General features: G+C 69.2%; 15 protein-coding genes. 2 read left to right on the top strand and 13 right to left on the bottom strand.

The window, feature by feature from the left end; genetic code table 11:
- Positions 1 to 18: 18 nt before the first annotated feature.
- From ACFT4A_RS24590 to ACFT4A_RS24570, 5 genes are all read right to left on the bottom strand, one after another.
- Positions 19 to 996 carry a helix-turn-helix transcriptional regulator gene (locus tag ACFT4A_RS24590; protein WP_382833429.1) on the bottom strand — a complete coding sequence of 326 codons (978 nt, stop codon included), beginning with the start codon at positions 994 to 996 and terminating at the stop codon, positions 19 to 21.
- A 126-nt stretch (positions 997 to 1122) separates the two neighbouring features.
- Positions 1123 to 1494 carry an FKBP-type peptidyl-prolyl cis-trans isomerase gene (locus tag ACFT4A_RS24585; RefSeq protein ID WP_189726573.1) on the bottom strand — a complete coding sequence of 124 codons (372 nt, stop codon included), beginning with the start codon at positions 1492 to 1494 and terminating at the stop codon, positions 1123 to 1125.
- A 61-nt stretch (positions 1495 to 1555) separates the two neighbouring features.
- On the bottom strand, positions 1556 to 2563 hold the full coding sequence (locus tag ACFT4A_RS24580) for an FKBP-type peptidyl-prolyl cis-trans isomerase (protein ID WP_382833427.1): 1008 nt from the start codon (positions 2561 to 2563) through the stop codon (positions 1556 to 1558).
- Between the two features lie 130 nt (positions 2564 to 2693).
- Complete coding sequence (gene pafA / locus ACFT4A_RS24575; RefSeq protein WP_184597419.1) at positions 2694 to 4055, bottom strand: Pup--protein ligase; 1362 nt, start codon at positions 4053 to 4055, stop codon at positions 2694 to 2696.
- Positions 4056 to 4064: 9 nt separating this feature from the next.
- On the bottom strand, positions 4065 to 5324 hold the full coding sequence (locus tag ACFT4A_RS24570) for an MFS transporter (protein WP_382833425.1): 1260 nt from the start codon (positions 5322 to 5324) through the stop codon (positions 4065 to 4067).
- Positions 5325 to 5413: 89 nt separating this feature from the next.
- On the opposite strand from ACFT4A_RS24570, the gene ACFT4A_RS24565 reads away from it, so the two are divergent.
- Positions 5414 to 6430, top strand: coding sequence for a LacI family DNA-binding transcriptional regulator (locus ACFT4A_RS24565; protein ID WP_382833423.1), 1017 nt, complete (start codon positions 5414 to 5416; stop codon positions 6428 to 6430).
- 111 nt (positions 6431 to 6541) lie between these two features.
- Here ACFT4A_RS24565 and prcA read toward each other — a convergent pair whose 3' ends face one another.
- From prcA to arc, 6 genes are all read right to left on the bottom strand, one after another.
- Positions 6542 to 7294 carry a proteasome subunit alpha gene (gene prcA, locus ACFT4A_RS24560; RefSeq protein WP_382833421.1) on the bottom strand — a complete coding sequence of 251 codons (753 nt, stop codon included), beginning with the start codon at positions 7292 to 7294 and terminating at the stop codon, positions 6542 to 6544.
- A gap of 60 nt (positions 7295 to 7354) precedes the next feature.
- On the bottom strand, positions 7355 to 8200 hold the full coding sequence (gene prcB, locus ACFT4A_RS24555) for a proteasome subunit beta (protein WP_382833420.1): 846 nt from the start codon (positions 8198 to 8200) through the stop codon (positions 7355 to 7357).
- A complete protein-coding gene (locus ACFT4A_RS24550; RefSeq protein ID WP_370869170.1) occupies positions 8152 to 8367 on the bottom strand; it encodes an endonuclease domain-containing protein in 216 nt (71 codons plus the stop codon). Before ACFT4A_RS24550 ends, prcB begins: the two co-directional genes overlap by 49 nt.
- Positions 8368 to 8500: 133 nt before the next feature.
- Positions 8501 to 8719: a ubiquitin-like protein Pup gene (locus ACFT4A_RS24545; protein WP_019757212.1), complete on the bottom strand. Its 219-nt coding sequence runs from the start codon at positions 8717 to 8719 to the stop codon at positions 8501 to 8503.
- A gap of 178 nt (positions 8720 to 8897) precedes the next feature.
- Complete coding sequence (gene dop, locus ACFT4A_RS24540) at positions 8898 to 10409, bottom strand: depupylase/deamidase Dop (protein ID WP_382833417.1); 1512 nt, start codon at positions 10407 to 10409, stop codon at positions 8898 to 8900.
- 234 nt (positions 10410 to 10643) lie between these two features.
- On the bottom strand, positions 10644 to 12410 hold the full coding sequence (gene arc, locus ACFT4A_RS24535) for a proteasome ATPase (protein ID WP_215122496.1): 1767 nt from the start codon (positions 12408 to 12410) through the stop codon (positions 10644 to 10646).
- Positions 12411 to 12656: 246 nt separating this feature from the next.
- On the opposite strand from arc, the gene ACFT4A_RS24530 reads away from it, so the two are divergent.
- Positions 12657 to 12962 (top strand): ferredoxin, encoded by a 306-nt coding sequence (locus ACFT4A_RS24530; RefSeq protein ID WP_215122495.1) that lies wholly within the window; start codon positions 12657 to 12659, stop codon positions 12960 to 12962.
- A 59-nt stretch (positions 12963 to 13021) separates the two neighbouring features.
- On the opposite strand, the gene ACFT4A_RS24525 is transcribed toward ACFT4A_RS24530, so the two are convergent.
- Positions 13022 to 13600, bottom strand: coding sequence for a hypothetical protein (locus ACFT4A_RS24525; RefSeq protein ID WP_382833415.1), 579 nt, complete (start codon positions 13598 to 13600; stop codon positions 13022 to 13024).
- 355 nt (positions 13601 to 13955) lie between these two features.
- Complete coding sequence (locus tag ACFT4A_RS24520) at positions 13956 to 14858, bottom strand: tRNA (adenine-N1)-methyltransferase (protein ID WP_033311897.1); 903 nt, start codon at positions 14856 to 14858, stop codon at positions 13956 to 13958.
- Positions 14859 to 14877 lie beyond the last annotated feature (19 nt).

Here is a 14877-nt window from a genome sequence, read left to right as displayed (position 1 = left end):
TGTTTCGTCCGCTCCCCCTCAGCCCTTGGCCACGGCCCGCAGCCGGTCCACCACGTCGGCCCGCAGCTCGTCCGGCTCCAGGACGACCACGTCCGGCCCGAACTCCACCAGCCAGGCGTCCAGCCCGTGGCCGTACGGAATATCCAACTCGTCCCAGCCGTCGCCGAGTTCCCGTACGGCGGTGGCCTTCGCCCGAAGGGGGTACCCCGCGCCCGAGCGCAGCCGGATCCGGGCGGAGCGGTCGGCGATCTCCCCTGCCCAGCTCGCCACGGTCTCCCGGACGGTGACGACGTCCGGCACGTCAGCGGTGTACCGGCCGCCGCGCGAGCGGACCTTGCCGGTGATGCGGGAGAGCCGGAAGACCCGCTCGGCGCCCCGGTCGCGGTCCCAGCCCGCGAGGTACCAGTGGCCGCGCCAGCATTCCAGCGCCCACGGCTCCACGTGCCGCTGCTCGGGCTGGGCGGCGGTGGCCTTGCGGTAGTCGAAGACCACGGGGCGGCGGTCCCGGCAGGCGAGCATCAGCGGTTCGAACGCTGCCTCGTGCACCGGGATCCGCGGCTCCAGCGCGCCGTGCGGCCCGTAGGGGTCGACGTCCTCGGGCAGGCCCGCCGCGCGCAGTTTCTGCAGGGCACCGCTGGCCGCGCCGGCGAGCCGGGCCTGCTGCCACACCTTGGCGGCGACCCCGAGAGCCGCGGCCTCCTCGGCGTCCAGGGTGATGGGCGGGAGGCGGTTGCTGTCGCGCCGGGCCAGGTAGCCGATCTCGCCTTCGAGGCTCTCGACGGTCTCGATGACGAGTCCGAGTTCGCGCAGGTCGTCCTTGTCCCGCTCGAACATGCGGTTGAAGGAGTCGTCGGAGCCGGTGGCGCCGTTCCCCGGTCCGAAGGCCTCGACGTAGGCCTCGATGGAGTCGCGCAGCTCACGCTTGCTGAGCGGCCGCTGCGTACCGAGCAGACACAGCGCCAGGTTCATCAGCCGCTCGGCCTTGGCAATGGCCATCGACGCCCTTCGCCTCCCTATGGTGCTTACGACCGATGACCGTACCGCCCCGCGGTGGCCCGGCAAAGCCGAGGGCCCATGCCGAACAGGCATGGGCCCCAGGTGATCGAGTCTGTCGGACCTTGCTCAGACCCCGAGCAGGTCGACCACGAAGATCAGCGTCTCGCCGGGCTTGATCAGAGGGGTCGGGCTCTGGTTGCCGTAGGCGAGGTGGGCGGGGACGGTCAGCTGGCGGCGGCCGCCGACCTTCATGCCCTGGACGCCCTGGTCCCAGCCCTGGATGACCCGGCCGCCGCCCAGCGGGAAGCGGAACGGGGTGCCACGGTTCCAGCTGGCGTCGAACTCCTCGCCCGTGCTGAAGGCGACACCGACGTAGTGCACGGTGACGGTCTGGCCGGCCTGCGCGACCGGGCCGTCGCCTTCCCAGATGTCCTTGATCTCGAGGTCCGCCGGGGGCTCGCCGCCCGGGAAGTCGACCTCGGGCTTGTCGATGCTCACGTCTGTAGCTCCTGCTTGTCTGCGAAAAGGCGAACACGCACAGTCTTACATCCCACGCGCCTCACAGCTTCGCGAGGATGTCCACCGAAAAGACCAGCGTGGAGTCCTTCTTGATGCCGCTGCCCTGCGGCGGGTTGTCTCCGTAGCCCAGCGCGGGCGGGATGACGATGAGGACCCGGCTGCCCACCTTCTTGCCGGTCAGGCCCTGCGCCCAGCCCTTGACGACCTGCTGGAGCGAGAACGACACCAGCTGCTTGTTGGCGTACGACGAGTCGAACTCCTTGCCGCCGTCCCACAGCACGCCCTTGTACTGCACGAGGACGCTGTCGTCGGCGGCGACCTTCTCGCCGTCACCCTCCAGGACGTACTCCGCGACGAGCTTCTTCGGAGCGGTCGCCTTGGGCACCTCGATGGAAGGCGCCTTGCCGTCGGTGTTGGTGCCGACCTTGGGCAGGTCCGCGTCGTCCTGGGCGACCTTCTCGCCGTCGGCGGAGCTCTTGGAGTTGAACGTGTCCAGCACGTCGACGACGAAGACCAGCGTGTCGGTGCCCTTGATGCCCGCCTGCGGGTTGCCCTGCGAGCCGTAGCCCCAGGTCGGCGGGACGGCCATCTCGACGCGGCTGCCGGCCTTCTTGCCGGCCAGCGCGTACCGCCAGCCGTCGATGATCTGGCCCTGGGCGAGCTGGATGGCCAGGCGGGTCTTGCGGTCGTAGGAGTTGTCGAAGACCTTGGCGGTGCTCCAGACCTGGCCCAGGTAGTTCGCGACGACGAAGTCGTTCTCCGCGACGGTCTTGCCGCTGCCCGTGATCAGCGTCTTCACCGCGAGCTGCTTCGACGGCTCTCCGCTGCCCTTGGCGATCGTCGGCTTCTCGTCGAACTTCGTGCCCGCGGTGACCGCCGGCAGCGGACCGTCCACGATCTTCGGCGGCGGCGCCGAGGACGGGGCCGATGCCGAGGGCGAGGGCGAAGGGCTGTCGCTGGCCTTGCTCGAATCCGACTTGTCGTCGCCGCACGCGGCGAGTGTGGCCAGTCCTGCGGGTACAGAGATGAGAAGTGAGCGTCGGCGCACTGTGGGGGCCTCGTAATCGATCGATCTCGTTGATGGCGTGCGCGCAACTCTACGGCGTGAGCAGGGCGCCGTACTTGTAACGTACGGCGCCCGTGTGGCGTTCCGGCTGAATACCCGCCGGCGCAATTCCTCACATTCCGGCGATCAGCTTCTCCACCCGGTCGTCCACCGAACGGAACGGGTCCTTGCACAAGACGGTCCGCTGGGCCTGGTCGTTGAGCTTGAGGTGAACCCAGTCGACCGTGAAGTCACGGCGCTGTTCCTGGGCTCGCCGGATGAAGTCGCCGCGCAGCCGGGCCCGAGTGGTCTGCGGCGGAACCGACTTGCCCTCGAAGATCTTCAAGTCGTTGCAGATCCGTGCTGCCTGACCCTTCTTCTCGAGGAGGTAGTACAGGCCACGACGGCGGTGGATGTCGTGGTAGGCGAGGTCTATCTGCGCGACCCGCGGGTGCGACATGGTCATGTTGTTCTTGCTGCGGTACCGCTCGATGAGCTTGTACTTCATGACCCAGTCGATCTCGGTGCCGATGCGGTCGAGGTCCTCGGCCTCGATCGCGTCCAGCGTGCGGCCCCACAGCTCCAGGACCTGCTCGACGGTGCCGGTGCGGATGCCGCGGCGCTCGCAGAAGTCCACGGCCTTCTCGTAGTACTCGCGCTGTACCTCCAGGGCGGAGGCCTCGCGGCCGCTGGCCAGGCGCACCTTGCGCCGGCCGGTGATGTCGTGGCTGACCTCGCGGATCGCCCGGATCGGGTTCTCCAGGGTCAGGTCGCGCATCACGGTGCCCGCCTCGATCATGCGCAGCACCAGGTCGGTGGCGCCGACCTTGAGCAGCATGGTCGTCTCGGACATGTTGGAGTCGCCCACGATGACGTGCAGGCGGCGGTAGCGCTCGGCGTCCGCGTGCGGCTCGTCGCGCGTGTTGATGATCGGCCGGGAGCGGGTCGTCGCCGAGGAGACGCCCTCCCAGATGTGCTCGGCACGCTGGCTGACGCAGTAGACGGCACCGCGCGGCGTCTGCAGCACCTTGCCGGCACCGCACAGCAGCTGCCTCGTCACGAGAAACGGAATGAGAATGTCCGCGAGCCGGGAGAACTCCCCGTGCCGGGCGACCAGATAGTTCTCGTGGCAGCCGTAGGAGTTGCCCGCCGAATCGGTGTTGTTCTTGAAGAGGTAGACGTCGCCCGCGATTCCCTCCTCGTGCAGGCGTCGTTCGGCGTCCACCAGGAGTCCTTCGAGAATGCGCTCGCCCGCTTTGTCGTGGGTGACCAGTTCGGTCACGTTGTCACATTCCGGTGTGGCGTATTCCGGATGTGAGCCCACGTCGAGATAGAGGCGGGCGCCGTTTCGCAGAAAGACATTGCTGCTGCGGCCCCATGACACGACACGGCGGAAGAGGTACCGCGCCACCTCGTCAGGAGACAGGCGGCGCTGTCCCCTGAACGTGCACGTGACGCCGTACTCGTTCTCCAGCCCGAAAATGCGGCGGTCCATGAGGGAACATTACGCCCGATCCCCTGAACTGAAACGGGGTTCGGGGGCACGGTTTGGATCATTTTCCGAACCGGACACAACAACCGCTCCCCCGCCGGGAGCTGCGAGTACCCGTCCTGTGGCGGCCAAAACCAGCAGGGACACGCCACCCGCGGCACCCGGCACGGCGAAGCCCCACAGGGCCCCGCCCGTCTCCACGACGGGCCCCGCGACGCCCGCTCCGACCGAGTGGCCCACGGTGAACGTCGTCACCAGCCAGGAGAACGCCTCGGTGACCGTGCCGCGCGGGGCATGACGGTCGACCAGGACGAACGCGCAGGCGATGGCGGGCGCGAGGAAGACACCGGCGAGCGCGGTCAGCGCCACCATGGGCACCGCGTCCGGCATGAGAAGCAGCGGCAGGTAACACACCACCAGAAGGGCTACCAGCACCTGCAGTCGCCGCGCGGGCTCACCGGCCCACTGCCGGGCCCCGTAGACGCTGCCGCCGACCAGCGCCCCGAATCCCAGGGCGGCCATCATCCAGCCGTACACGGCGTCACCGCCGTGCGCGTCGGCGTAGGGCACCGAGGCGACGGTGATGGATCCGAGCGCCATCCCGATGAACAGGAACGCCGCGAGCAGCGCCAGCAGCCCCGCCGAGCGCAGCGCGCCCAGCCAGTGCGCCTCCCGCGGCGCCGACCGCCAGGCACGCGAGGGCGGGGAGACGACCACGGAGAGCGCACCCAGCACCCCCACCACGTTCAGCACCAGCAGCGCGACCTGGGCCGACCACAGCGACACGCACAGCGTCACGAGCAGCGGCCCGACGGTGAACATCACCTCCTGCGCCACGGCGTCCATGGCGTAGGCCGTGTGCACCTGGCCCTCCTTCCGGAGGACCGAGGACCACAGGGCCCGCAGCCCGCCCTCCAGGGGCGGCGTGAAGAGCCCCGCGGCCGCGACGGCGGCATACGCGACCGGCAGCGACCCGATCCCGGCGAAGGCGAACACGGCCATGGCGAGCCCCGACAGCACAGCCGCCGGCAGCTGCACGCGCGGCTGCCCGCGCAGGTCCACGAGCCTGCCCAGCACCGGCTGCCCCACGGCGTTGGCGACGCCGTACACCCCCGCGAGCGCCCCCGCCAGGCTGTACGAACCGCCCTCCGCCCGCACGAACAGCAGGATCGCGATGGCGCCGGTGGCATTGGGCAGCCGGCCCACGAGCGTGCCGACGAGCAGCCGGGCGGCGTGTCGCGCCCGAAGGATCTCCAGGTATCCCGTAGCCATGTCCCCGCCCTAGGTTTTACGTATAACGTCGAGGTTTCATACGTACCATGTCCGCTGTTCACGAGTCCAGACGAAGGAGCGGCCCGACGGTGGCACGAGGCAGCACACGCCCCACGAGCCGGGACGTCGCCCGGGCCGCCGGCGTCTCCCAGGCGGCGGTCTCCCTGGTCCTGGGCGACAAGTGGCGCGGCCGTGTCTCGGAGGCGACCGCCGAACGGGTCCGCGAGGCCGCCCGCGATCTGGGCTACCGCCCGAATCTCGCCGCCCGCAACCTGCGTCTGGGCCGCACCCGCACGGTCCTCCTGGTGGTCCCGGCCCTCACCACGGAGTTCTTCGCGGGCGTCTACACGGGCGCCGCCCGCGTCGCCGCCGAGCACGGATTCGGCGTGGTCCTCTACCCCTCCCCCGAGGGCGTCGGCCCCGCCCGCGACCCCTTCGCCTCCGCCCAGGCCGCCCTGGACGGCGTGATCGCCTCCTCCATGGCCGCCGACGCGCTCACCGCGATCCGCGGGGACCAGCTGCCCCTGGTGATGCTGGACAGCGATCCGGAGGGGAGCCTGGGTGCGGCGACCGTCAACCTGGACATCGCCGACGGTGTCCGCCAGGTCGCGGAACACCTGCTGTCCCTGGGCCACCGCCACTTCCTCCATCTGGCCGCGGACGTGCCTTCCTGGACCTTCGAGGTACGGGCCCGGGAACTGGCGAGCCGGCTGAGCGATGTGCCCGGTACGTCGGTCCGCACGACCCGCGCGCCGATCTCCATCGAGGGCGCTGTGACAGCCACGGAAGCCGCTCTCACGCTCCCCGGGCCGCGCCCCACCGCCCTGGTCTGCGACGACGACAAGCTGGCCGCCGGTGCGTACAAGGCGGTGCGCCGCCTCGGCCTACGCGTCCCGGACGACATCTCGGTCACCGGCCTGGACGATCTGGCCCTGGCCACGGCCATCGACCCGGAACTGACCACGGTCCGCCTGGACGCGGAGCTCTTCGGAGAACGGGGCATGCGGGCCCTGCTGGCCGTCATGGAGGGCCGCGCACCCGAGGGCGGGGACATCCCGGTACACCTGGTGGTACGGGGCTCCACGGCCCCGCCAGGGCTCCCGTAGCGAGGACGGACACCCCCCGGCGCGGCCCCGACCCATCACGGGCGGACAAGCGCGACGCGCGCCCCGGCCACAACAGCGACCGAGGCGCGCGACGTAAACGATCGAGCAGACCTACTCGGTGTCCTCGGAGTCCTCGGAGGACGTCTCGTCGGCGCCCCCGTCTCCCTCCGCGCCCAGGAGCCGGGACAGCTGGCGCCCCCCGATCCGCTTGAACTTGCGCTTCTGCGGCCGGGTACGGTCCAGCACCGCCACCTCAAGCCGCTCCGCGGGGATCTCCCGCTCGCTGCCGTTGGTGTCGCGCGACAGGGCCTGCACCGCGAGCTTCAGGGCCTCGGCCAGCGTCATACCGTCCCGGTGGCGCTGGTCCAGGTAGCTGCTGATCTGCTCCGCGTTGCCTCCCACCGCGACCGAGCCGTGCTCGTCCACGATCGAGCCGTCGTGCGGGAGACGGTAGAGCTGGTCGCCCTCCCGGGTCTCCCCCACCTCGGCGACCACAAGCTCCACCTCGTACGGCTTCTCGGCCGCGGAGGAGAAGATCGTGCCCAGGGTCTGCGCGTAGACGTTGGCCAGGCCACGGGCCGTCACGTCATCGCGGTCGTAGGTGTACCCGCGCAGGTCGGCGTACCGCACGCCACCGATCCGCAGGTTCTCGTACTCGTTGTACTTGCCGGCGGCCGCGAAACCGATCCGGTCGTAGATCTCGCTGAACTTGTGCAGCGCACGGGACGGGTTCTCGCCGACGAACACGATGCCGTCGGCGAACTGCAGCACGACCAGGCTGCGGCCACGGGCGATGCCCTTGCGGGCGTACTCCGCCCGGTCGGCCATCTGCTGCTGAGGTGAAACATAGAACGGCGTCGACACCGGTTATCCGTCCCTTTCTGTGGAAGTCACTGGATCACCTTGACAAGAAACGGCCGCTGCCTAGAGCAGCGCGGCCCGCGGGCCGTCCGGCTGCTCGAGGCGCCGCGCCAGGATCGAGCGGGCGATCTCGGAGGATTCCTCCTCGGTGAGCCGGCGGAAGCCGTCCTCGGTGATCACGGTGACGATCGGGTAGATCCGGCGGGCGACGTCGGGACCGCCTGTCGCCGAGTCGTCGTCGGCCGCGTCGTACAGGGCCTGGACCACCAGGGTCGTGGCCTCTTCCTCGCTCAGGTCGTCACGGAAGAGCTTCTTCATGGCGCCACGCGCGAAGATCGAGCCCGAGCCGGTGGCCGCGAAGTGCGTCTCCTCGGAGCGGCCGCCCGTCACGTCGTACGAGAAGATCCGGCCGCTGTCGCGGCCCACGTCGTACCCCGCGAACAGCGGCACCACGGCCAGGCCCTGCATGGCCATGCCGAGGTTGGAGCGGATCATCGTCGAGAGCCGGTTCGCCTTGCCCTCCAGGGACAGCTGCGCGCCCTCGACCTTCTCGAAGTGCTCCAGCTCCAGCTGGAACAGCTTCACCATCTCCACGGCCAGACCCGCCGTACCGGCGATGCCCACCGCGGAGTACTCGTCGGCCGGGAAGACCTTCTCGATGTCCCGCTGCGCGATGACGTTGCCCATGGTCGCCCGGCGGTCACCGGCCAGGACGACGCCTCCGGGGAACGTCACGGCGACGATGGTGGTCCCGTGCGGCGCCTCGATCACGCCCTGGGTGGGAGGCAGTTGCCGGTTGCCGGGCAGGATCTCCGGCTGGTGCTCGGACAGGAAGTCCATGAAGGAGGAGGACCCTGGCGTCAGGAAGGCAGCTGGTAGACGCCCGGTGCTACGAGTGTTGGCTTCCACGCGATTCCCTCCACGTATGCGACAGCCCGCCTTGTGACGTCGGGCCGATCCTTGGAACAACCCCGGTCCGGTTGCGACCGGGGGCACGGTATGCCTCGGACCCTACCCGTCCTTCGGCGGTGATCCACATGTCCGGCGGGACCAACTCCACCGGATCGACGCCGCACTTGCCGGACTCCGGCGACGCCCGGAGCGCCGCACACGAAGGCATCGCTCGCTCACTGCCCCGCGCACAGCGCTCCGCGCCCCGCCCGTCCGTCACCCAGACCCGCTCACCTTCGGAATGAAGGCAAAGGCGCCTTACTGGCCACCCTTTTGAACGAAGGAGCGCACGAAGTCCTCGGCGTTCTCCTCGAGGACGTCGTCGATCTCGTCCAGGACCGAGTCCACGTCGTCGCTCAGCTTCTCCTGACGCTCCTTGAGGTCCTCGGAAGCCTGCGTCTCCGCCGCCTGCTCCTCGACCTCCTCGGTGGACCGGGTGGCCTTCTGCTGTCCGCCGCCGGTGTCCTTGGTCGCCATATCCCTCACCCCGCTCGGTTCGCCCGACACAGTTGCTCGGTCAAGATCAGACCCTACTCGCCGGGTCTGACAATGGCCCCGCAGTTGCTCCAACGTACGGGGACCATCTCGATGATTCCCGGACCCGGGATTTTCCACCCTGTCCGGCCGCCTCCTCCCGGGTACCCACGGAACGCGATCATCCGCCGGACAGGACCCTGACCAGGTCTTCCGCGGTGCGGCAGCGGTCCAGGAGCTCCTTGACGTGATTACGCGTTCCGCGAAGCGGTTCCAGGGTTGGAACCCGCTGCAGGGAGTCGCGGCCCGGCAGGTCGAAGATCACCGAGTCCCAGGAGGCCGCCGCCACGTCGTCCGCGTACTGCTCCAGGCAGCGGCCGCGGAAATACGCGCGGGTGTCCTCAGGCGGCGCCGTACGGGCCCGCTCGACGTCCGCCTCGGTCAGCAGCCGCTTCATGCGCCCACGGGCCACCAGACGGTTGTAGAGGCCCTTCTCGGGCCGCACGTCGGCGTACTGGAGGTCGACCAGGTGCAGGCGCGCCGCGTCCCAGTCGAGGCTGTCACGGCGCCGGTAGCCCTCCATGAGCTCCCGCTTGGCGACCCAGTCCAGCTCGCCGGCCAGGCTCATCGGGTCGTGCTCCAGACGGGTGAGGGTGTCCTCCCACCGCGACAGGACGTCCTTGGTCTGGTCGTCGGCGTCGGCCCCGAACCGCTCCTCCACGTACTTGCGGGCGAGCTCGTAGTACTCCATCTGCAGTTGGACCGCGGTGAGCGTCCGGCCGCTACGGAGTGTGACCAGGCGCTTGAGCGACGGGTCGTGCGAGACCTGGTGCAGCGTGCGCACGGGCTGGTCGACGGCGAGGTCCACCGCGATGAAGCCGTCCTCGATCATCGACAGCACGAGAGCCGTCGTACCCAGCTTCAGATACGTCGAGATCTCCGACAGGTTCGCGTCGCCGATGATCACATGCAGGCGGCGGTACTTCTCGGCGTCCGCGTGCGGCTCGTCGCGGGTGTTGATGATGGGGCGCTTGAGCGTCGTCTCGAGGCCGACCTCCACCTCGAAGTAGTCGGCCCGCTGACTGAGCTGGAAGCCGTGCTCGTGCCCGTCCTGGCCGATGCCGACGCGGCCCGCCCCGGTGAAGACCTGACGGGAGACGAAGAACGGCGTCAGATGGCGCACGATGTCCGAGAAGGGGGTCTCCCGCTTCATCAGGTAGTTCTCGTGCGTGCCGTAGGACGCGCCCTTGTTGTCGGTGTTGTTCTTGTACAGGTGGATCGGCTGGGCACCGGGCAGCTGTGCGGCCCGCTCCGCGGCCTCGGCCATGATCCGCTCGCCGGCCTTGTCCCAGAGGACGGCGTCCCGGGGGTTGGTCACCTCGGGGGCGCTGTACTCGGGGTGCGCGTGGTCGACGTAGAGCCGCGCACCGTTGGTGAGGATCACGTTGGCCAGGCCGATGTCCTCGTCGGTGAGCTGGCTGGAGTCGGCGGCCTCGCGGGCGAGGTCGAAGCCTCGCGCGTCCCGCAGCGGGTTCTCCTCCTCGAAGTCCCAGCGAGCCCGGCGGGCCCGGTGCATCGCAGCCGCGTAGGCGTTCACGATCTGGGACGAGGTGAGCATGGCATTGGCGTTGGGGTGGCCGGGGACGGAGATCCCGTACTCCGTCTCGATGCCCATTACTCGCCGTACGGTCATGCGGCCCTCCTTGCCCGGCGGCACCCTCGGTCGTGGGCGCCACTCAGATACCGCTGGCGCTCGGTTGCGTGTGCGGTGCCCGTCCCCGCACTGCGCGACTCGGCGGTACGGAAGAGCCTAGAACGCCTTTGCGCTGGTGGGGAGATCATTTGCGTCATTGCGTTGCTCCAGCCGTGGCCTGAAAAACAGTCGGCTGCGGGTACCCGCCGAGGGCACCCGCAGCCGCCCTGCCTTTTACAGGTACTGACCGGTGTTCGCCACCGTGTCGATGGAGCGTCCGGTGTCCGCGCCCTGCTTTCCGGTGATGAGCGTACGGATGTACACGATCCGCTCGCCCTTCTTTCCGGAGATCCGGGCCCAGTCGTCCGGGTTGGTGGTGTTCGGCAGGTCCTCGTTCTCCTTGAACTCGTCCACGCAGGCCTGGAGGAGGTGGGAGACGCGGAGACCCTTCTGGTTCTTCTCGAGGAAGTCCTTGATCGCCGACTTCTTGGCACGGCCCACGATGTTCTCGATCATGGCGCCGGAATTGAAGTCCTTGAAGTAGAGGACTTCCTTGTCACCATTGGCGTAGGTGACCTCCAGGAAGCGGTTCTCCTCGGACTCGGCGTACATCTGTTCGACGGCCGTCTGGATCATGCTCTGGACCGTGGAGGCCTTGGAGCCACTGTGCTCGGCGACGTCGTCGCCGTGCAGCGGGAGGCGCTCGGTGAGGTACTTGCCGAAGATGTCCTTGGCCGCCTCGGCGTCCGGGCGCTCGATCTTGATCTTCACGTCCAGCCGGCCGGGCCGCAGGATGGCGGGGTCGATCATGTCCTCACGGTTGGAGGCGCCGATCACGACCACGTTCTGCAGGCCCTCCACGCCGTCGATCTCGGCGAGCAGCTGCGGGACGATGGTGTTCTCCACGTCCGAGCTGACACCGGAGCCACGGGTGCGGAAGAGCGACTCCATCTCGTCGAAGAAGACGATGACGGGGGTGCCCTCGCTGGCCTTCTCACGGGCCCGCTGGAAGACGAGGCGGATCTGCCGCTCCGTCTCACCGACGTACTTGTTCAGGAGCTCGGGGCCCTTGATGTTGAGGAAGAAGCTCTTGCCTGCGGCCTGGCCGGTCACCTCGGCGACCTTCTTGGCCAGCGAGTTGGCCACGGCCTTGGCGATCAAGGTCTTTCCGCAGCCGGGGGGCCCGTACAGCAGGACGCCCTTCGGCGGCCGCAGTTCGTGCTCCTTGAACAGGTCCGGGTAGAGATACGGGAGCTCGACCGCGTCGCGGATGGCCTCGATCTGGCCGCCGAGACCACCGATCTGCTCGTAGCCGATGTCGGGGACCTCTTCGAGGACGAGTTCCTCGACCTCGCTCTTCGGCACGACCTCGTAGACGTAGCCGGAGCGGGGTTCGAGCAGGAGGGCGTCGCCGGGGCGGATGGTGACGTCCAGCAGCGGCTCGGCGAGCCGCACCACCCGCTCCTCGTCGGTGTGCCCGAGCACGAGGGCCCGCTCGCCGTCCTCGAGGATCTCCTTGAGGGTGACGATGTCTCCGACGCTCTCGTACTCCATGGCCTCGACCACGTTGAGCGCTTCGTTGAGCATCAATTCCTGGCCGCGCCGGAGCTCGTCGAGCTCGACGCTGGGGCTGACGTTCACCCTGAGCTTGCGGCCGCCGGTGAAGATGTCGGCGGTGCCGTCCTCGTTCGCCTGCAGAAAGACCCCGAAGCCGGCCGGCGGCTGCGCGAGCCGGTCGACCTCCTCTTTGAGGGCCACAATCTGGTCACGGGCCTCACGGAGCGTGTTGGCGAGCCGCTCGTTCTGCGCGGACACGCCGGCCAGATTGGTCTGCAGCTCGACGATCCGCTCTTCGAGAATCCTCGTGTGTCGCGGAGAGTCGGCGAGCTTGCGTCGCAGGACGGCGATCTCCTGCTCAAGGTAGGCGATCTGCCCGGCCGGGTCGTCGGACCCGCGTCCCGGGCGGATGCCGCGGTTCATGTCGTCGTCGTGGGCTGCCACGGTCCTCACCTCCTCCAAGGGGAGCTGGACGCTTCCAGACCCTACCTGGGCGGGTGTCGATTGAAACCCCTAGATCACAAAGACGGTCGGGGTGTGTCCGATCTTCACCCTTGCGCTCTCCCTCACGCCAGGGGAATACCCACCGAACATGAATGGAACCCAGCCGGAGGTAGGCTCGAAGCGTTCAACACCCGTCAGAGCTGGCCGGATTCCCGATACGGCTCGACGCATGAAACGGCAGGAGACATGAGCGTGCAGCAGGAGGCCGGGGTCGACGGCGAGGCGCTGGAGGTCTGGATCGACCAGGACCTGTGTACCGGCGACGGCATCTGCGCCCAGTACGCGCCCGAGGTGTTCGAGCTGGACATCGACGGTCTGGCCTATGTGAAGAGCGCCGACGACGAGCTGCTCCAGGACAAGGGCGCCACAACGCCCGTGCCGCTGCCGCTTCTCACGGACGTGGTCGACTCCGCGAAGGAGTGTCCGGGCGAGTGCATCCACGTACGTCGAGTTTCGGACAGGGCCGAGGTCTACGGTCCGGACGCGGAGTGACTCCTTCCGTACACTCCGTCACTCCTGTCTGATATCTCATACGCGGGGGCGCTGGCGCCTCACACGCTGTGGGCGCCGGACGGTGTCGAGCGGACGAACGCGCCGTTCTGCCAACGCCATTTCACGTCGCTCTTGACGTCGGGGCAGCAACGCGGCACGTCGGGCGACGAGTAGCCGAAGAGCGTGGCCGTGACGGCTCCCTGACGTACGGCGAAGTCACTGACGGTGTTGCCGTCCTTGGGGTCGAGCAGGGTCGCCACCACGCGCGGCTTGCCGCCGTCGCCGTCCCGGGTGAGGACGTAGACGCCGTCCGGCGGGGTGCCCATCGGGGAGTCGCAGTGGACCACGGCCACCGTCTCGGGGGAGCCGTCGCCGTCGAGGTCTCCGGAAGCACGCTTCTTCACCACGGCCTTCACCGGGCCGCACTCGATCGGGAACGTCACCGCCGCCGGGTCGGGCGGGGCGACAGCCGCCGGAGCGCTTCTGGTCTCGGGGGCGGCCGCCTGGGCCGCCGTCGCCGCACCCGGCTGCAGGAACGAGGAGAGGGCCACGACGCCGGCGACGGCCGTGGCGGTGGCGAGCCAGTGGATGGGGCGGGTGTGGGTGTGGGCGAGCTCCGGGACGGCGGAAGGCTGCACTAGGAGGGTCTCCTGAGGGCTGTGCCGGTGGGTTGGCCAAGGGGGGATGGCCAAGATGGTGCCACACGTCACACCACGTGGGAACGGCGGGGTGTGCACGTCCTGTGCCGGGGAAGTCAGAAGAGTTACGGTTCCTGCCGCTGTGTCAGCCCGCCCGCCGCGCCACGGGCCGCTGCCGCCGCGCATCGCGGCGGCGGGGCCGGCCGCGACGGTGATCTGTCAGGTCAACCGATGAACGCCATGGTTCACCCGCGGCGCCGCCAGGGACAACGGAAAGGCGCCGTGGCGGAGTTCCCGGAGTGGATCAGGGAACTCCGCCACGGCGCCTGTGCGTTGTGTGCGGCAGCGGGTCGCCTCAGCGGCCGGAGCCGCCGTCGGCGTTGGGTCCTGCGTAGTCCTCGCCGTAGGCGCCCTTGGCGGGGCGGCGGCGGCGCATGGGCGGCTCGACGCCGTCGGCGAGGCGGCGGGCGGTGAGCAGGAAGCCGGTGTGGCCGATCATCCGGTGGTCCGGGCGGACGGCCAGGCCCTCGATGTGCCAGTTGCGGATCATCGACTCCCAGGCGCTCGGCTCGTTGAAGCAGCCGATCTCGCGGATGGACTCGACGGTCCGGGCGAGCTGGGTGGTGGTCGCCACGTAGCAGCACAGGATGCCGCCGGGGACGAGCGCCTTGGAGACGGCCTCCAGGCACTCCCAGGGGGCGAGCATGTCGAGGATGACGCGGTCCACGTCGGCGTCGGACAGGTTGTCCTGGAGGTCACCCACGGTGAGCTGCCAGGCGGGGTGCGGGCCGCCGAAGTAGCGCTCGACGTTCGCCTGGGCGATCTCGGCGAAGTCCGCACGGCGCTCGTAGCTGTGCAGCATGCCCTGGTCGCCGATGGCGCGCAGCAGGAAGCTGCTGAGCGAGCCGGAACCCACGCCGGCCTCGACGACGCGAGCGCCGGGGAAGATGTCGGCGAAGGCGAGGATCTGCCCCGCGTCCTTCGGGTAGACGACGGCTGCCCCGCGGGGCATGGACAGGACGTAGTCGGGGAGCAGGGGGCGCAGCGCGAGGTAGGCGACGTTCCCGGTGGTGCGGACAACGCTGCCCTCGGGAGCGCCGATCAGTTCGTCGTGGGGGAAGGAACCCTTGTGGGTGTGGAAGTTCTTCCCGGCCTCGAGCGTGAACGTGTAGTGGCGGCCCTTGGGGTCGGTCAGCTGTACCTGGTCCCCGACCTTGAAGGGCCCGCGCCTGCGGGCGGCACCGGTCGGTTCGGACATGTGAACAGCCTACCGGTCC

Source organism: Streptomyces sp. NPDC057099, assembly GCF_042671245.1.
GTDB lineage: Bacteria > Actinomycetota > Actinomycetes > Streptomycetales > Streptomycetaceae > Streptomyces > Streptomyces purpurascens.
The sequence above is the reverse complement of the archived record's forward strand: the minus strand, read 5'-3'. Positions and strand labels throughout refer to the sequence as shown.

What these genes read in the sequence shown, in the direction of transcription:
- ACFT4A_RS24590 (WP_382833429.1), bottom strand. Translation starts at nt 996, where the DNA reads ATGGCCATTGCCAAGGCCGAGCGGCTGATGAACCTGGCGCTGTGTCTG.
- pafA (WP_184597419.1), bottom strand. Translation starts at nt 4,055, where the DNA reads ATGGACCGCCGCATTTTCGGGCTGGAGAACGAGTACGGCGTCACGTGC.
- ACFT4A_RS24570 (WP_382833425.1), bottom strand. Translation starts at nt 5,324, where the DNA reads ATGGCTACGGGATACCTGGAGATCCTTCGGGCGCGACACGCCGCCCGG.
- ACFT4A_RS24545 (WP_019757212.1), bottom strand. Translation starts at nt 8,719, where the DNA reads ATGGCGACCAAGGACACCGGCGGCGGACAGCAGAAGGCCACCCGGTCC.
- dop (WP_382833417.1), bottom strand. Translation starts at nt 10,409, where the DNA reads ATGACCGTACGGCGAGTAATGGGCATCGAGACGGAGTACGGGATCTCC.
- ACFT4A_RS24530 (WP_215122495.1), top strand. Translation starts at nt 12,657, where the DNA reads ATGAGCGTGCAGCAGGAGGCCGGGGTCGACGGCGAGGCGCTGGAGGTC.
- ACFT4A_RS24520 (WP_033311897.1), bottom strand. Translation starts at nt 14,858, where the DNA reads ATGTCCGAACCGACCGGTGCCGCCCGCAGGCGCGGGCCCTTCAAGGTC.